A 15,252-nucleotide genomic window follows, 5' to 3' on the forward strand; every position below is an offset into this window, starting at 1 on the left:
ATGTCTGCAAGCACTTCATCACCCGCCGGCCTGGGGGCCCTGGCCGCCGAGCCGGCCCTGTTGGGCGCAGCCCGTGGCGCTGCCAGTGCGGCGGTGCAGGCGCCGCCGCAGCGGCTTGCCGCGCCGCGCCGCGCTGCGATCTTTGCTGCCGCCTTGCAGCGCCTGCGCGCCGCACCGCTGGGCCTGTTGCTGGCCTGGGGCGTGCTGGCGCTGGTGGCCTTGTGGGCCATCGCACCGGGCCTGTTTACCAGCCACAACCCGGTGCTGGGCACGGCCGGCCAGCAGCTGCAGGCGCCCAGTGCCGCCCACTGGCTGGGGACGGATGCGCTGGGGCGCGACAGCTATGCCCGCCTGGTCTATGGCGCGGTGCATTCGCTCAGCGGCGCCTTTGTGGCCGTCAGCGTGGGCCTGGTGCTGGGCAGCTTGCTGGGCCTGGTCGCAGGCGCTACGGGCGGCTGGGTGGAGGATGTGGTGATGCGCATCGTCGATGTGCTGCTGTCGGTGCCCTCGTTGCTGTTGTCGCTGTCGGTGATCATCATCCTGGGCTTTGGCACGGTGAACGCGGCGCTGGCCGTGGGGGTCGTATCGGTGGCCAGCTTTGCGCGCCTGCTGCGCTCGGAAGTGGTGCGGGTGCGCCGCTCAGACTACGTGGAGGCAGCGCTGGGCAGTGGCGGGCGCTTTGCGGCTGTGCTCTGGCGCCATGTGCTGCCCAATTCACTGACCTCGGTGATCGCGCTGGCGGCGCTGCAGTTTGGCTCGGCCATTCTGGCCATCTCCACCCTGGGCTTTCTCGGCTATGGCGCGCCACCGCCCACGCCCGAATGGGGCTTGCTGATTGCCGAAGGCCGCAACTATATCTCCACCGCCTGGTGGCTGACGGCAGCGCCCGGCCTGTTGGTCGCAGCGGTGGTGCTGGCGGCCAACCATATCAGCGCCGATCTGACCCGGAGGCGCGCATGACGGACACCGCCATTCCCGTTTTGCAGGTGGAGAACCTGTCGATCGCCTACCACGATGGCCAGGCCGAGCAGCGCACCGTGCACGAGGTCTCGTTCTCCATCGCCGCCGGTGAGGTGCTGGCCCTGGTGGGCGAGTCCGGCTCGGGCAAGACGACCACCGCCCAGTCCATCATGGGCCTGCTGGCCGACAACGGCCGGCTGCAGGCCGGCAGCATCCGCATCAACGGCCAGGACGTGGCAGGCTGGTCGCAGCGCCAGCTGCAGGCGCTGCGTGGCAAGGTGGTGAGCTTGATTCCGCAGGACCCGACCACCTCGCTGAACCCGGTGCGCACCGTGGGCGACCAGGTGGGCGAGATGCTGCGCCTGCATGGCTGGCGCGACAAAAAGCAGATTGCCCAGCGCGTGCTGGAGCTGCTGCACAAGGTAGGGCTGTCGCAGCCCGAGCTGCGCGCGCGCCAGTTTCCGCATGAGCTCTCGGGCGGCATGAAGCAGCGCGTGCTGATCGCCATTGCGATTGCGCTCCAGCCAGCGCTGATCATTGCCGATGAACCGACCAGCGCACTCGATGTGACCGTGCAGCGCCGCATTCTCGATCTGATCGACGACCTGCGCCGCGAGATTGGCACCGCCGTGCTGCTGGTGACGCACGACCTGGGTGTGGCCGCCGACCGCGCCAACCGCCTGGTCGTTCTGCAGGCCGGCCGCATCCAGGAGCAGGGGCCCACGGCCGATGTGCTGCGCAATCCGCAAAGCCGCTATACGCGCCAGTTGCTGGCCGATGCGCCATCGCTGGGCCATGTGCCGGTACGCGCGCCCCGGGCCGTGGATGCCGAGCCGGCGATTGTGGTGCGCGATCTGGTGCATGAGTTTGCGGTGGCCGGCCAGCGCGGCCTGTACCGCGCGGTCGATGGCATCTCGTTTGACGTGCCACGGGGCAGCACGCATGCGATCGTTGGCGAGTCCGGCTCGGGCAAGACCACGACCATCCGCGACGTGGTCGGCTTTGGCAAGCCCACATCGGGCAGCATCATGGTGGAGGGCGTGGATGTGACGGCCTTGCGCGGAGAGGCCTTGCGCCAGTTCCGCAAAACCGTGCAGCTGGTCTACCAGAACCCGTTCAGCTCGCTCGATCCGCGCCAGAGCATCTACGCGATCATCGAAGAGCCGCTGTTGAACTTTGAGCGCCTGGCGGCTGCCGAGCGCGAGCGCCGCGTGCACGACATGCTGGCGCGCGTAGGCCTGCCGCAAGCGGTGCTGACACGCCGGCCGCGTGCGCTCTCGGGCGGCCAGCGCCAGCGCGTGGCCATTGCCCGGGCGCTGATTCTGCAGCCCCGCGTGCTGGTGCTCGACGAGGCCGTGTCCGCCCTCGATGTGACGGTGCAGGCGCAGATTCTGGCCTTGCTCGACCAGCTCCAGCGCGAGCTGCAACTGACCTATCTCTTTATCTCGCACGACCTGGCCGTGGTGCGCCAGATTGCCGACACCGTCTCGGTGCTGCAGGGCGGCCGCCAGGTCGATGCCGGGCCGGTGGACGAGGTGTTCTCGCGCCCCGGCAGTGCCTATACGCGCGAGTTGATCGCCGCCATTCCCGGAAAAAAACACCAGCATGAACCCGAGCCCCTCTCACAACTCGCCGCCTAGAAAACGCCTGGGCTTTTTCAGCCGCCTGCTGGACCAGGCCAGCGCGGCCGAGCGCTACCGCCTGGTGACCGCGCAGATCCAGCATGCCGAAGCCCATGGCTTTGACACGGCCTGGGTCGCGCAGCACCACTTTCATGAAGCCGAAGGCGGCCTGCCTGCACCGCTGGTGTTTCTGAGCCATGTGGCCGCTCGCACGCAGCGCATCCGCCTGGGCACCGGCATTGTCACCTTGCCGATGGAAAACCCGATCCGTGTTGCCGAAGATGCGGTGGTGCTCGATCTCCTGTCGGGCGGCCGGCTGGAGTTTGGCGTGGGCACCGGTGGCACGCCCGAATCCTTTAGCGCCTTTGGCCTGCGCAGCGACGACCGCGCCCGCATCTATGCGCAGCATCTGGCCGTGTTGCGCAATGCCTGGGCCGGGCTGCCGCTGCCCGGGGGTGACCGCCTCTACCCCGCCGGGCCGCAGCTGCTGGCGCGCATCTGGCAGGCCACGTTCTCGGCCGCCGGGGCCGAGCGCGCTGGCCTGGCTGGCGACGGGCTGATGCTCTCGCGCACCCAACCGCGCAGCGCCGAGGCACCGCATGCCAGCCTGGCCGATATCCAGAACCCCTTGATCGACATCTACCTGGCGGCATTGCCGGCAGGTGCCGCGCCGCGCATCCTGGGATCGCGCACCCTGTTTGTGGGCGAAGACCGTCAGCGTGCCTTGCAGCTGGCCGAGCTGGGCCTGCGCCGCAGCCTGGCGCGTGCAGCGGCTGCCAACCCGGGCGGCCCGGCCAGCCAGTGGGGCCCGGATGCACCGCTGGCGCAGCTGCTGGCCGCCTACGACGTACATGTGGGTACGCCCGATGAGGTGATTGCCTCGCTGCGCGCCGACACGGCGCTGGCGCGGGCGACCGATATCTCGTTCCAGGTGCATTCGATCGACCCGCCGCATGCCGACATCCTGCGCTCGATCGCGCTGACCGCGCAGTATGTGGCTCCGGCACTGGGCTGGCAGCGCGAAGACGCACTGGTGCCACCTGCGGCCGCCTCTTATCCCCTGCCAATACCGGCGCTGGCCTGATTTTTTGGAGTGATGACTTGATGACTTCTGCATGGAACCCATCGCCTGGCGATGATGTGATTGACCAGCTCGCCGGCATAGCGCCGGGCAGCCACCTGGATGCCGTGCGCCGCCACCGCCTGCAGGCGCGCGAGCAGGCCCAGCAAAGCTTTCTGGCGCTGTTGGCGCCGCGTGCGCCGCTCAGCAGCGATTGGCCGTTGGCCGAGCGCCTGGCCGTCGCCGCCTTTGTGGCCGGCCTGCACCAGCAGCCGCAGGTGCAGCGCTTTTACCGCGACGCGCTGGCGGCCCAGGCCAGCCTGGCGCTGGGCAAAGCCATTGACGCCGAAGTCGCGCAAGGCCTGGCCCGTGGGCCTTACGGCCAGTACCCGCAAGGCCCTTTGAGCGCCGAAGAACAGGCCGGCCCGGTCTATGCGGTAGGCGCAGAGGCACGCGCGGTGCTGGGCGAGCGTCTGTCCGCTGGCCTGGCGCATGCACATCTGCTGGTCTTCCACCCCCGTGATGCCCAGCCCGCGCATCTGCAGGCCTTGCTCGATGCCGGCTGGAGCGAGACCGACCTCGTGGTGCTGTCGCAGCTGGTGTCGTTCCTGGCCTTTCAGATCCGCGTGGTGGCGGGCCTGCGCCTGTTGCAGGCGCATCCTGCTCCAGCGGCATCTGCCCAACAACCCACCGCCGAGGAGAGCGCGGTATGAGCAAGCACACATTGAACTACCCGAACAGCACCGCGCCCCAGGTCTTTACCCAGGCCCAACTGGACTGGCTGCCCTGGATCGAGCCGCTGCCCGAAGCCGAGCTGACCCCACGCCATATCGAAGGCCTGGTCGATGCATCGCGCGCCAAATCGCCGTACTTTCGGCTGCTGGCGCGCGATCCCGACACCCTGGGCGCGCGCACCCGCACCGACAAGGACATCTTCTACAACCCCGAGGGAGGCTTGCCCCGCGCCGAGCGCGAGCTGGCCGCTGCCGCCACCTCTCGCCTCAACGGCTGTATTTACTGCGCCTCGGTGCATGCACGCTTTGCCTCGCATTTCTCGCGCCGCGAAGACGATGTGCAAAAGCTGCTGGATGATGGCGTGCAGGCCGATCTGGGGCCGCGCTGGAACGCGATTGTTGCCGCCTCGGTTGCGTTGACCGAGACGCCGCTGGCGCTGGACGCCAGCCATATCGATGGCCTGCGCCAGGCCGGGCTGGATGACTATGCGATTGCCGATGCCTTGCAAGGCGCGGCCTTCTTCAACTGGGCCAACCGGCTGATGCTGAGCCTGGGCGAGCCAGCGCTGGAGACGGCGCCGGCCTAGAGCGGCCAAGCAGCTTGAAAAGCCCTGGGAGGAGGCGCAGCGCCACCCAGGGTTTTTTCTTGGGACGGTTGCCGCCGGGCGGCAGAAGAAAAAGCGGATACTTTGGCGCTGTATCCCTTTTAGTCCATGGCTGCCATGCTCTTTCCTCTGCATCCTTCCAGCGGCGGCATACGGCAGCAGCGACCCGTGCCCAGGCGGCGGGCCAGGGGCTCGGTATGAGCGCCTTGCAAGTCTTGCGTGCCTGGTTGGGGTTGCTGGCACTCAGCCTGGGCCTCGCTTGCGCCCAGGCTGCGCCGCCCGACTACCAGGATCTGTATGCCCACCCCGAGCGCGCCATGCCGATGCAGCAGCACTGGCAGATGCAGCCGGTGTCGTCGTCTGCGCCACCCTGGGCAGAGATCTTCATGTTCCAGATCCGCTTTGATCCCCGCCTGGTCGATCGCCTGCGCTGGCTCAGCCTGAACCCCGACCCCGACACGGCACTGGCCCCCGCTTTGTTCGATGCCCTGGATGGCCGCACGCTGTTTCTGGCACCGTCCGCGCGCAGCCTGTGCGATGGCCGCTGGCAGGTGGTGCGGGTCGAATCCATCAGCAACTCCAGCGTCAACAAGGTGCTGCAGCCCGCTACCAAGGTCTGGCTGGTGCAGCACAAGCCAGGGGGCACACTGGAGGCCACCACCGCCTATGGGCGCCTGGATGCGCAGGGCCATTGGGCCGTGCCGCCGCTCACCTGCGACGGCAGCACCACCAATGTGGTGTTCTCCGCCGATGCGCTCGCCTATCTGAGGCCGGACGATGCCCAGCCCCTGCCCTCGGACCTCCAGCTGGACCTGGTATATGCGCAGCCGGGCCTGCGCGATGCCCGGGGCCGCTGGCTGGCGCCGGTGCCGCCCAGCGATATAACGACCGCGCATTGGATGGACTACAAAAAGCAGATCATCACGCCCGGCTCGGGCGGCTCAGGCCTGATCGATCCGCAAGGGCGCATGGTGATTCCGTTCATCTTTGGCGACCTGCCCGATGCGACGGCGCAGCGCCGCATCCACCTGTGCAGCAACGCCGGGCTGCGCCTGCTGCGCGACGCCCGAACGCCCCGGGTGTGCCGCTGGCAGCGCCTGCAGCGCAGCCAGGGCGGCGAGGCGCTGCGCCCCGTGTTGGATGCTGCGAGCGGTCGCTGGGGCTACCAGAATGCGCGCGGCCAGTGGGCGATTGCGCCGCAGTTCCACGAGGCACGCCGGTTTCGCCATGGCTACGCGGTGGTGGCGGCGCCGTTTGCCGATGACTGGCGGCCGCCCGGCTGGCAAGACGCGTGGCCGATGGTCCGGCAGTACTGGCGCATGGGCCGCTACTGGGTGGCTGAGGCACTGGTGCGCAATCCCTCGACTGCCGGGCAGTGGGCCATCCGCTATGGCCTGATGAACGATGCCGGCCAATGGCTCGCGCCGCAGGCGCAACTGCCGCTGCAGATCACCGTGCCATCGCCCGCCGGTGGCCGCAATGGCCACTATGCCCAGATGCTGGCCGCCCATTTGCCGGCGCTGCTGGGCCGCCAGGTCGAGGTGACACATCTGCCCGATGCCAGCGTGGCCGACTACGAACGGCTGGCTGCCCAAGGCGGCAACCGCCAGCTGCTGTTTACGGCCATGACCCTTCCGCGCGGCGGCATCCCGGGCCTGCACCAGGGGCCTCCCATCGATACGGCGCTGCGATCGCTGCAGCCGGTGACCTTGGTCGCGTCGCAGCCCATGGTGCTGGCCATCGACAGCACCCAGGCCGATGCGCTGGGCATCCATAGCACCGATGATCTGCTGGCCTACGCCCGTGCCCACCCGGGCCGGTTGCGGGTGGGCACGGGTGAGGATGGCTGGATCGGGCAGCTGGCGTTGGCCCAGCTGCTGGCTCGCAGCGGCGTGGACCTGCAGCGCGTGGTCTTCCCCGGCAGGTACCCCGACTCCGATGTGGTGACGAAGGCGCATGCGGTGGAGCTGGTGTTGGCGCCTGTGAATGGCGTAGCCACCGCAGTGCGGCGCGGCCAGCTGCGGGTGCTGGGCACCACGGCCGACCCGGCCCATCCGCAAAGCCTCGATGGCATTACCTGGCCCACGCTGGGCGCCCATGCCTTGCTGGCCGGTTTGGCGGTCTACGACCACTTCATCCTCTGGGCCGCTGCCAACTCTGATCCCGCCGCCAACCGCGAACTGCAGCAGGCCATCGCCCAGCTGCTGGCCAAGCCCGAGGTTCAGCAGCAGCTGCAAGAGATCCAGGCCGTGGGCGGCGGCGGCTCGCCCGAGAGCCTGCTGGCGCTGGAGGCGCAGATGCGCGAGCAATGGCTGCGCGCCCAGGCCTTGACGGCGCCGTGAGTGTGATGCAGCTGCGATTGGTCAAATAAGCCTATAAGGCAGTTGCGTTAGACTGCAGCATCCTCGCGCGGGGCCTGCCCGCGCTCCCACCATGACTTTTTGCCGGTCCGGCGACTGACCATGCGACGGGTGCTCTCCAACCGCTCTCCTGGGCGGGCTGCGGCAGCCGGTGTGTCTGAGACGACCGTGCGGGCCTCCCAACACGATGAGCACTTCCTCCCCCTTGCTGACCGACAGCGCAAGAACCGATATCGCACAGCGCGCCTATGTGCTCGATACCCAGGCCGAGCTGGCCAGCACCGTGCTGCCGATGCTGGCCCACCATGACCTGCTGCGCACTGGCCTGCCGGTCGCGCAAGGCGGCCATGGCGGTGATGTGCGCGATGCGATTGCAGCAATCGCCGAGGTCGCCAGCCTGTCGCTGACGACGGCCTTTGTGTTCTGGAGCCAGCGCGCCTTTATCCACTACCTGCAAGCCAGCGGCAATGAGGCCGCGCGCGAGCGCTGTTGGGATGCCTTGCTGCGCGGTGAGATCGCGGGCGCAGTGGGCCTCTCCAATGTGATCAAGTTCCTCTCGCGCATCGAGGCCTTGCAGGTGCAGGCCAAGCCACAGGCGCAAGGCTGGAGCCTCGATGGCGTGCTGCCTTGGGTCTCCAACGTGCGCAGCCAGGGTTTTGTCGTGGCTGCCGCCGTGCAACCCGAAGGCGGGGGTCTGCCGATGGTGATGGCGCTGGAGAGCGGGCTGCCTGGCCTGGTGCGCTCGCCCGATCTGGACCTGCTGGGCATGCGCGCCAGCAATACCGCTGCGCTGCAGCTCAACCAGGTGGCGGTGCCAGCGCATGCTCTGCTGGCCCAGGCCGGGCCGCCCTACCTGAAGGCCGCGCGCCCAGGTTTCTTGGGCATGCAATGCGCGCTGTCGATCGGCCTGGCGCGGGCCGCGCTGCAGGCCGCTGCCCAGGGGGGGGGCGCGCGTGGCCCCTTGCACGGACGGGTGGTGGAGGCGCAGAAGCTGCTGGGCCAGATCGAGGCCGAGCTGCTGGACGGTGTGCTGGGTGACCGCTGGGTTGCTGATGTCAGTCCCTTGTTTGCATTGCGCATGCGCCTGGCGGGCTTGGTGCAGCATGCGCTGCAGCTGGAGCTGCAAGCCACCGGAGGCCGCGCCTATCTGCAGGACCAGCAGCCCGATTTTGGCCGCCGCTGGCGCGAGTCGGCCTTTATCCCGATCGTCACGCCCAGCCTGACGCAGCTGGAGGGCGAGCTGGCCCAGCATGCCGCGCAGGTGTCGGCATGACGGCAGCCCTTGCACCCCGCCAGGCCTTGCAGGGCCGGGGCCTGGCCTATGGCTACCGGGCCGGTCAGCCGGTGTTTGCCGGTATCGATATCGATATCGACAGCCAGGAGATTGTGGCGCTGCTGGGCGGCAGTGGCTGCGGCAAATCGACCTTGCTGCGCACGCTGGCGGGGCTGCAGCCGCCCGATGCGGGAACCCTGCAGTTTCTCGATGCGCCTTTGCGGGCGCCGCACCCGCGCGCCGCCGTGGTGTTCCAGCAGGCCAGCCTGCTGCCCTGGCTGAATGTGCAGGACAACGTGGCCTTTGGCCTGGACTTCAAGCACCAGCCCCAGGCCACGCAACCGGTGATTGCGCAGCGCGTGCAGGCCAGCATCGAGGCCGTGGGCCTGCGCGGCAAGGAAAAGCTTTTTCCAGCCCAGCTCTCGGGCGGCATGGCCCAGCGGGCGGCGCTGGCCCGGGCGCTGGCGCGCGAGCCGCGCCTGCTGCTGGCCGATGAGCCTTTCTCGGCGCTCGATGTGCTCACCCGCAGCGACATGCAGGCGCTCTTGGTGGAGGTCGTGCACCGCTGGCATACCGCCGCGCTCCTGGTCACCCACGATATCGACGAGGCCCTGCTGGTGGCAGACCGGGTGCTGCTGATGGGCAGCACACCCGATGTGCAAGCCGGCGCTGGCCGCATTGTGCAGAGCTGGCGCATCGACATTCCGCACCCACGGCGCATGGACGACGAGCGCGTCGCTGCGATGCGGCTGGAGATCTTGCATGCATTGCAAAGCCTGCGCGGGCAGGCCACGGCCGTCTGACAGACCTGAGACACCCCCCAACGACGAGGAGAGAGAACCATGACTTACCAACACATTTGCGCCTCCAGCCACTGCGACTGCGGCATCAGCCGGCGCGACTGGCTGCGCATTGCCGCCATCAGCGGCGCAGCGGCCACGCCTTGGCTGCGCGCGGGCGATGCCTTCGCACAAAAGTTCAAGGGCGACGATGTGCCCGTGCGCATCGGCTACCTGGCCATTACCGATGCCACCCCGTTCTTTGTGGCGCACAGCCGCAAGCTGTTTGAGGCCGAGGGCCTGCAGACGGAAAAGCCGCGCCTGTTTCGCAGCTGGGCGCAGCTGATCGAGGCCTTTATTGCCGGCCAGGTGAACGTGGTGCACTTGCTGTCGCCCACCACCTTGTCCGTGCGCTACGGCTCCAAGTTTGGTGCCAAGGTGGTGGCCTGGAACCATATGAGCGGCTCGGCCATCACGGTGGCCCCCCACATCAACAATGTGGCCGATCTGGCGGGCACCACGTTTGCGATTCCGTTCTGGTACTCGATCCACAACATCCTCATCCAGCAGGTGCTGCGCAAGAACGGGCTCACGCCGGTCAGCAAGCCCAAGGGCACGGCGCTGGGCGCCAAGGAGGTGAACCTGGTGATCGTGCCGCCCGCCGAGATGGTGGCCGCGCTGGCCTCCAAATCGGTGTCCGGCTTTATCGTGGCCGACCCGTTCAACGCGGTGGCCGAGACCATGGGCGTGGGCAAGGTGGCGCGCTTTTTGGGCGATATCTGGAAGGACCATGCCTGCTGCCTGGTGACCTTGTCCGAGCGCGACATTGCCGAGCGCCCCGAATGGGCCCAGCGCGTGACCACGGCCATCGTCAAGGCGCAGCTGTGGACGCGCGACCACATGGGCGAGACGGCCGAGCTGATGTCCAAGGACGGTGCCAACAAGTACACGCCGCACCCGCTGCCGGTGCTGCAAAAGGTGTTTGACCTGAAGGACTTCGAGCAGTACCGCGCCAAGGGCGTGCTGCAGCACCCCGAGTGGAACCAGCGCCGCATCGATTTCCAGCCCTATCCCTTCCCCAGCTACACGCAGGAGCTGGTCAAGGCCATGCAGGGCACCTTGATGGAAGGCAATGTGGACTTTATCCGCGAGCTGGATCCGGCCTTTGCTGCCAAGGACCTGGTCGATGACCGCTTTGTGAAGCAGGCGCTCAGCCAGGTGGGTGGGCTGAAGGCCTTTGGCCATGCCGATGACTTCAGCCGCAAGGAAGTGATCGCCGCATGATGCAGGCTGGCAAACGCTGGGCGGCGCGCCTGGCCTGGCCGCTGCTGGGCATGGCCATCACGCTGGCGCTGTGGGCGGTGGCGGCCCGGCTTCTGTCCGATGTGGAGGCCATCCGCGCCGCCTTTGCGCCGCAGGCAGGGCTCCAGGCGCTGGTGCATCTGCTGGGCAGTGGCGAGCTGTGGCCGCATATCCGCATGAGCCTGGAGCGCATTGCCATTGCGCTGGCCCTGGCGCTGGCCATCGGTGTGCCGCTGGGGCTGTGTCTGGGGCTGTCGCCGCTCTTTGCGCGCATCAGCGGGCCCACTTTTCAGTTCTTGCGCATGGTCTCACCGCTGTCGTGGATGCCGCTGGCGGTGATGGCGCTGGGCGTGGGCGAGGCACCGGTGATTTTCTTGCTCAGCTTTGCCACCGTCTGGCCCATCATGCTCAACACCGCCGCTGGTGTGGCTGCGCTGGACCCGGCGTGGATGCGGCTGGCGCACAGCCTGTCGGCCACGCGCTGGGAGACCATTGCCCGCGTGGTGCTGCCCGGCTGCATCAGCCATATCCTCACCGGCTTTCGGCTGGCGGTGGGCATTGGCTGGATTGTGCTGGTGCCCGCCGAGATGCTGGGCGTCTCCAGCGGCATGGGCTATTTTGTGCTGGACACGCGCGATCGCCTGGCCTACGACGAGCTGATGGCCGGCATTGTCGTCATCGGCTGCCTGGGCTTTGTGCTCGACTGGCTGGCCCGGGCCCTCAGCAGCCGCTGGACGCAGCGCGGCCAGCAGGGCTGAGCGCCTGCCCCGCCGCTGCCAGCCTCGCTGCTCCTAATCAGTGCGGCGCGCTGCTGGCGCCGCGCTTGCTGCGCAGCGCCAGTTGGTGGATGCCGGCAAAGTCAAATTGCTCGAGCCGGTCCAGCAGCTGGGCGGTGAACAGCGGATGGGCTGTGTGGTCGGTGTGGCGGTTGATCCAGCCTTCGATATCGGTGAGGCGCCCATGCAGGGCCAGCTCGGCGAGCTCATCGAGCGCTGCATCGCCAGGGGTGGCTATCGCAGCGACGGGCGCCAGCGCTGCGCGGGCCGGCTGCCCCGGCTGCGCCGTGGCCGCTGCGCCGCCGCCGTCGATGATCGGCACGGACAGCTCAAAGGAAAAAGTGGTGCCCTGGCCGGCGGCGCTGCTCACCTCCAGGCTGCCGCCCATCGCCATCAGAATGCGCTGCGAGATGAACAGGCCCAGGCCCGTGCTGCCGCCCTCGGCCTGGATTTGCTGGAAGGCGTCAAAGATATCGGGCTTTTGGGCCAGATCGATGCCGATGCCGGTGTCGGCCACGGCCACATGGAGCACGCAGAACTCGCCCTCCTGGCGGGCGTTGACCGACAAGGTCACGACGCCATCGCGGGTGAACTTGGCGGCGTTGGACACCAGGTTCAGCAGCACCTGCTGCAGGCGCTTGCCGTCCATCGCGATGCGCCGGGGCAGGGCGCCGCTGACATGGCTGTGGAAGTGGTTGTTCTGCTGCGAGCACAGTGAGACGGCGTAGTCGGAGATGTCGTCCAACAGCGCCTGCAAATCGAGGGGCGCGGGGCGCACGGCCAGCGGTTGCAGCTCGGACTTGGCATATTCCAGCAGCTCGTCGATCAGGTCCAACTGGTACTTGACACTGCGCTGGATGGTCTTGACCAGGCCCTGCTGCTTGTCCGGGGCCTCTGTCAGTAGCAGATCCGAATAGCCCTTGATCGTTGCGAGCGGCGCGCGCAGGTCATGGCCGATATAGCCCAGCACTTCCACCTTCTGGCGCTCCTTGGTTTGGGCATCGCTCAGCGCCGTGCTCAGGTCGGCATTCAGGGCCGACGTGACCATGGCCGCGTACTTCTCATCCTGGCGGCGCACCACCATCTGGCCCAGGATATGGCAGGACAGCAGGATCAATACCGTACCGACAGCGGCGACCAAAATGGCGGTCCACAGGTGCTGCTCGCGGATGGCCGCCAGGGGCTCCAGCGACGCCAGGGTCAGCAGCTGGTATTGCCGGTTGTTCAGCGGCTGGCGCTTCATCACATAAGGCGTGCCGTCGATCAGCCATTGACCCTCCATGCCTTTGGCCGCGATGGGCTGGATGTCCATGGCATCACCGAGTTCTTCGCCGTCCTCATCGTCCGAGGGGTGCAGCACGCCGGCGGGCAGCATGGCCGCCACATTGCGCAGCATGAAGGGCTCGGACGAGCTGGTGGTCACGCGCCCCTGGCGGTTGACGATCAGCGCAATATGCCGGCCGGTCAGGTAGTGCGCCATATCGGGCGCATCGAACTTGACGGTGACGGAGCCCTGCACGACATCCTGGGCATCGTCGATGCGGCTGGCGACAAAGTAGGATGGGGTCTTGTTGATGCGCGCAATACCAAAGGAATGGCCGCTGCCATCGCGCAAGGCATTGTTCAGGTAGATGCGGCCCGAGTAGATCATGCCGACGATGCTGTCGGGTGCAGCCCAGTTGCTGGCCGTGATCGTGTCGTCGGACAGGTTGTTCTGGTAGATGCGGGCATAGCGCAGGTCGGCCCCCAGCGCGTCCATGAAGTCGCCTACCTTGCGCACCAGCGGGTCGGTGGTGAACTGGGCCGCGCGCTGCTGGCGGGTCAGCGCTTCGAGGCCTGGCGGGTCCTCGCGGTAGCGCGTGGCCAGCTCAATCACCTGGCTTTGGCTGGCCACCATATTGGCCACGCTCACCATCTGGGTAAAAAGCCGGTCGACCACGCGCGCCGTGGTCTCGGCTTCGTAGGCGGCGCTGGAGGCCTGGCTCTGGGTCCACTGCGTGGCCACGCGCTGCGATAGCCACCAGCCCAGACCTGCCACCAGGCAGAGCCAGAAAAGCACGAGCGCAACGGTGGCGCGGCGCACCAGGGGCAGCATCTCCCGGCCGCGTTTCATCGCAGCGGGTGGATTGCTGGCAGCAGCGCTGCTTGGGTCAGCGAATGGCGAAGGCGGGGCAGGTATGTCCATGGTTTTGATGATGCGCAGAGTCAGGTAGCACAGGCCACGGGTGCAGGTCACCGATGCCGAGGTGGGTAGGGCCCAGGCCTCAACGGAACTTGGAAGCGACCAGGTTTTGCAGCACCTGGGGATCGGCCTGGCATTCGCTGCGCAATTGGGTGGGCGATTTTTGCCAGAACTTCTTGAACTCGGTGGAGAAGTTGGCCGAGTTCAGATAGCCCACTTCCAGCGCCACATCGGCAATGCTCAAGGTGCTTTGGGCCAGCATCAGCGCAGCTCGGCGCATGCGCTCCTGGCGGATGAATTCAAAGGCCGACAGGCCGTCGCTGGACTCGAACACCATGTTCAGGCGCCGCATGGACAGGCCCAGGCTGGCGGCGACGTCCGAGCTTTTCAACTCGGGGTTCTGGATATTGCCCAAAATGTATTCGGTCGCCACCTGCTTGAGCGTGAGGTTGGCCGGAGACTGGCTTGGCGGCGCGGCGGCTCCGTCTGCCTGCCCGTCCGGCCCATCCTGGCCTGGCGGCAGGTTGTGCCGGGCCAGCATCAGGTGGATGCGCACGCGCTCCTGGATCTCTTCGACGAAAAAGGGCTTGGTGATGTAGTCCACGCCACCGGCGCGCAGGCCCGAGAGCCGGTCGTCCTGCTCGATGAGGGCCGACAGAAAAATGATCGGAATGTGCTGGGTCGCCGGGTTGGTCTTGAGCAGGCGCGCGATCGTGATGCCGTTGCGCCCAGGCATGCGCACATCGAGCAAGATCAAATCGGGCAGCAGCACCGCAGCCCGCGCATAGCCTTGGTCGCCATTGAGCGCGACGCTGACCCGGTAGGAGGTATTGCGCAATGCGGCGACCAGCAAACGTAGCTGGTCTGGATCATCGTCCACGATCAACACATGTGGAGACTGGATATCTGCATTGCTCATAGCTTCTGTAGAACCTTGATACACCTTTAACGGTTGTCAATTGTCACACATGGGGTCTGGTGTCTTGCTTGTTTGTTTTAAATCAATGTTAACTGCGGCATCCATGATAGGAGCTTCACAACGCCTGCGAAAACGGGGTTTGGCTCTATGAGTACGCCTGTTTTGGTCGCTTTTCGCTGGTTTTTTTTAAATGTCTTTGGTATGTTTTAAATTTCTTGAACTTTATAGAGAAATTGGATAACAAAAAATGTTACCTATTTCCAGTCCTGAGAGGGCCGTGCCGATCTCAGCGCTGGCCGAGGCGCGGGTGGGCTGCTTGCAACGGGGCAGACGCTGCAAAACCGCTGACGAGCAGTTGGGCAGGGGGCGGCATCCCACCCCCAACGCATCCTTTGCTGGCGAGCCTGTGTGCTTGGCCCAGCGAGGGCTTGCACGATCGGGCGCATGCCACTGTCGCCCGCTCCCGTGCCCAGGTCAATGCGGGGGCTTTTGCACAGGGCCCCTAGTGGTGGCCATGCTCGGCGACCGTACCAAGGCGCTGGCGACGCTTGGCCGCATGGGTGTCCCACAGCGCCACGCCCAGGATGAGCAGTGTCGTCAGCCAGCCCAGCACCAACAGATTGCAGACCTGGCCTAGAGTCACCAGCACCAGCACCAGCAGCATCAAGGCGCCCCGCCAG

Annotated in this window: 13 protein-coding genes and 1 pseudogene; 10 read left to right on the forward strand and 4 right to left on the reverse strand. The window is 66.9% G+C overall.

Annotated features, from left to right (window positions below; genetic code table 11):
- From ACPEE1_RS06900 to ACPEE1_RS06945, 10 genes are all read left to right on the forward strand, one after another.
- Nucleotides 1-960, forward strand: coding sequence for an ABC transporter permease (locus ACPEE1_RS06900; protein WP_423935664.1), 960 nt, complete (start codon nt 1-3; stop codon nt 958-960).
- Nucleotides 957-2,600 (forward strand): dipeptide ABC transporter ATP-binding protein, encoded by a 1,644-nt coding sequence (locus ACPEE1_RS06905; RefSeq protein WP_423935666.1) that lies wholly within the window; start codon nt 957-959, stop codon nt 2,598-2,600. Before ACPEE1_RS06900 ends, ACPEE1_RS06905 begins: the two co-directional genes overlap by 4 nt.
- Nucleotides 2,566-3,666 (forward strand): putative FMN-dependent luciferase-like monooxygenase, encoded by a 1,101-nt coding sequence (locus ACPEE1_RS06910; RefSeq protein WP_423935668.1) that lies wholly within the window; start codon nt 2,566-2,568, stop codon nt 3,664-3,666. The genes ACPEE1_RS06905 and ACPEE1_RS06910 overlap by 35 nt, the downstream gene beginning before the upstream one ends.
- 20 nt (nt 3,667-3,686) lie before the next feature.
- A complete protein-coding gene (locus tag ACPEE1_RS06915) occupies nt 3,687-4,355 on the forward strand; it encodes a CMD domain protein (RefSeq protein ID WP_423936405.1) in 669 nt (222 codons plus the stop codon).
- On the forward strand, nt 4,352-4,963 hold the full coding sequence (locus ACPEE1_RS06920; protein ID WP_423935670.1) for an alkylhydroperoxidase domain protein: 612 nt from the start codon (nt 4,352-4,354) through the stop codon (nt 4,961-4,963). The genes ACPEE1_RS06915 and ACPEE1_RS06920 overlap by 4 nt, the downstream gene beginning before the upstream one ends.
- 215 nt (nt 4,964-5,178) lie before the next feature.
- Nucleotides 5,179-7,323, forward strand: a complete 2,145-nt coding sequence (locus ACPEE1_RS06925) for a tripartite tricarboxylate transporter substrate-binding protein (RefSeq protein ID WP_423935672.1) — start codon at nt 5,179-5,181, stop codon at nt 7,321-7,323.
- 205 nt (nt 7,324-7,528) lie between these two features.
- The gene (locus ACPEE1_RS06930) at nt 7,529-8,614 is read left to right on the forward strand and encodes an acyl-CoA dehydrogenase family protein (protein WP_423935674.1); all 1,086 of its coding nucleotides are present in this window, start codon (nt 7,529-7,531) and stop codon (nt 8,612-8,614) included.
- Nucleotides 8,611-9,417 (forward strand): ABC transporter ATP-binding protein, encoded by an 807-nt coding sequence (locus tag ACPEE1_RS06935; protein ID WP_116927154.1) that lies wholly within the window; start codon nt 8,611-8,613, stop codon nt 9,415-9,417. Before ACPEE1_RS06930 ends, ACPEE1_RS06935 begins: the two co-directional genes overlap by 4 nt.
- Before the next feature lie 39 nt (nt 9,418-9,456).
- On the forward strand, nt 9,457-10,677 hold the full coding sequence (locus ACPEE1_RS06940; protein ID WP_116927155.1) for an ABC transporter substrate-binding protein: 1,221 nt from the start codon (nt 9,457-9,459) through the stop codon (nt 10,675-10,677).
- Nucleotides 10,674-11,453 (forward strand): ABC transporter permease, encoded by a 780-nt coding sequence (locus tag ACPEE1_RS06945; protein ID WP_423935677.1) that lies wholly within the window; start codon nt 10,674-10,676, stop codon nt 11,451-11,453. The genes ACPEE1_RS06940 and ACPEE1_RS06945 overlap by 4 nt, the downstream gene beginning before the upstream one ends.
- Nucleotides 11,454-11,490: 37 nt before the next feature.
- On the opposite strand, the gene ACPEE1_RS06950 is transcribed toward ACPEE1_RS06945, so the two are convergent.
- The 4 genes and pseudogenes from ACPEE1_RS06950 to ACPEE1_RS06965 all read right to left on the reverse strand — a co-directional run bounded on the left by ACPEE1_RS06950 (nt 11,491) and on the right by ACPEE1_RS06965 (nt 15,239).
- Nucleotides 11,491-12,120: an ATP-binding protein gene (locus ACPEE1_RS06950; RefSeq protein ID WP_423936407.1), complete on the reverse strand. Its 630-nt coding sequence runs from the start codon at nt 12,118-12,120 to the stop codon at nt 11,491-11,493.
- A 156-nt stretch (nt 12,121-12,276) separates the two neighbouring features.
- A pseudogene (locus tag ACPEE1_RS06955) lies at nt 12,277-13,584 on the reverse strand (histidine kinase dimerization/phospho-acceptor domain-containing protein); the annotation flags it as partial.
- 151 nt (nt 13,585-13,735) lie between these two features.
- Nucleotides 13,736-14,572 carry a response regulator transcription factor gene (locus tag ACPEE1_RS06960; RefSeq protein ID WP_116927157.1) on the reverse strand — a complete coding sequence of 279 codons (837 nt, stop codon included), beginning with the start codon at nt 14,570-14,572 and terminating at the stop codon, nt 13,736-13,738.
- Nucleotides 14,573-15,074: 502 nt separating this feature from the next.
- The gene (locus ACPEE1_RS06965) at nt 15,075-15,239 is read right to left on the reverse strand and encodes a hypothetical protein (protein ID WP_165841228.1); all 165 of its coding nucleotides are present in this window, start codon (nt 15,237-15,239) and stop codon (nt 15,075-15,077) included.
- Nucleotides 15,240-15,252: the final 13 nt, after the last annotated feature.

Source organism: Comamonas sp. 23, from assembly GCF_049601575.1.
Taxonomy (GTDB): domain Bacteria; phylum Pseudomonadota; class Gammaproteobacteria; order Burkholderiales; family Burkholderiaceae_C; genus Comamonas; species Comamonas squillarum.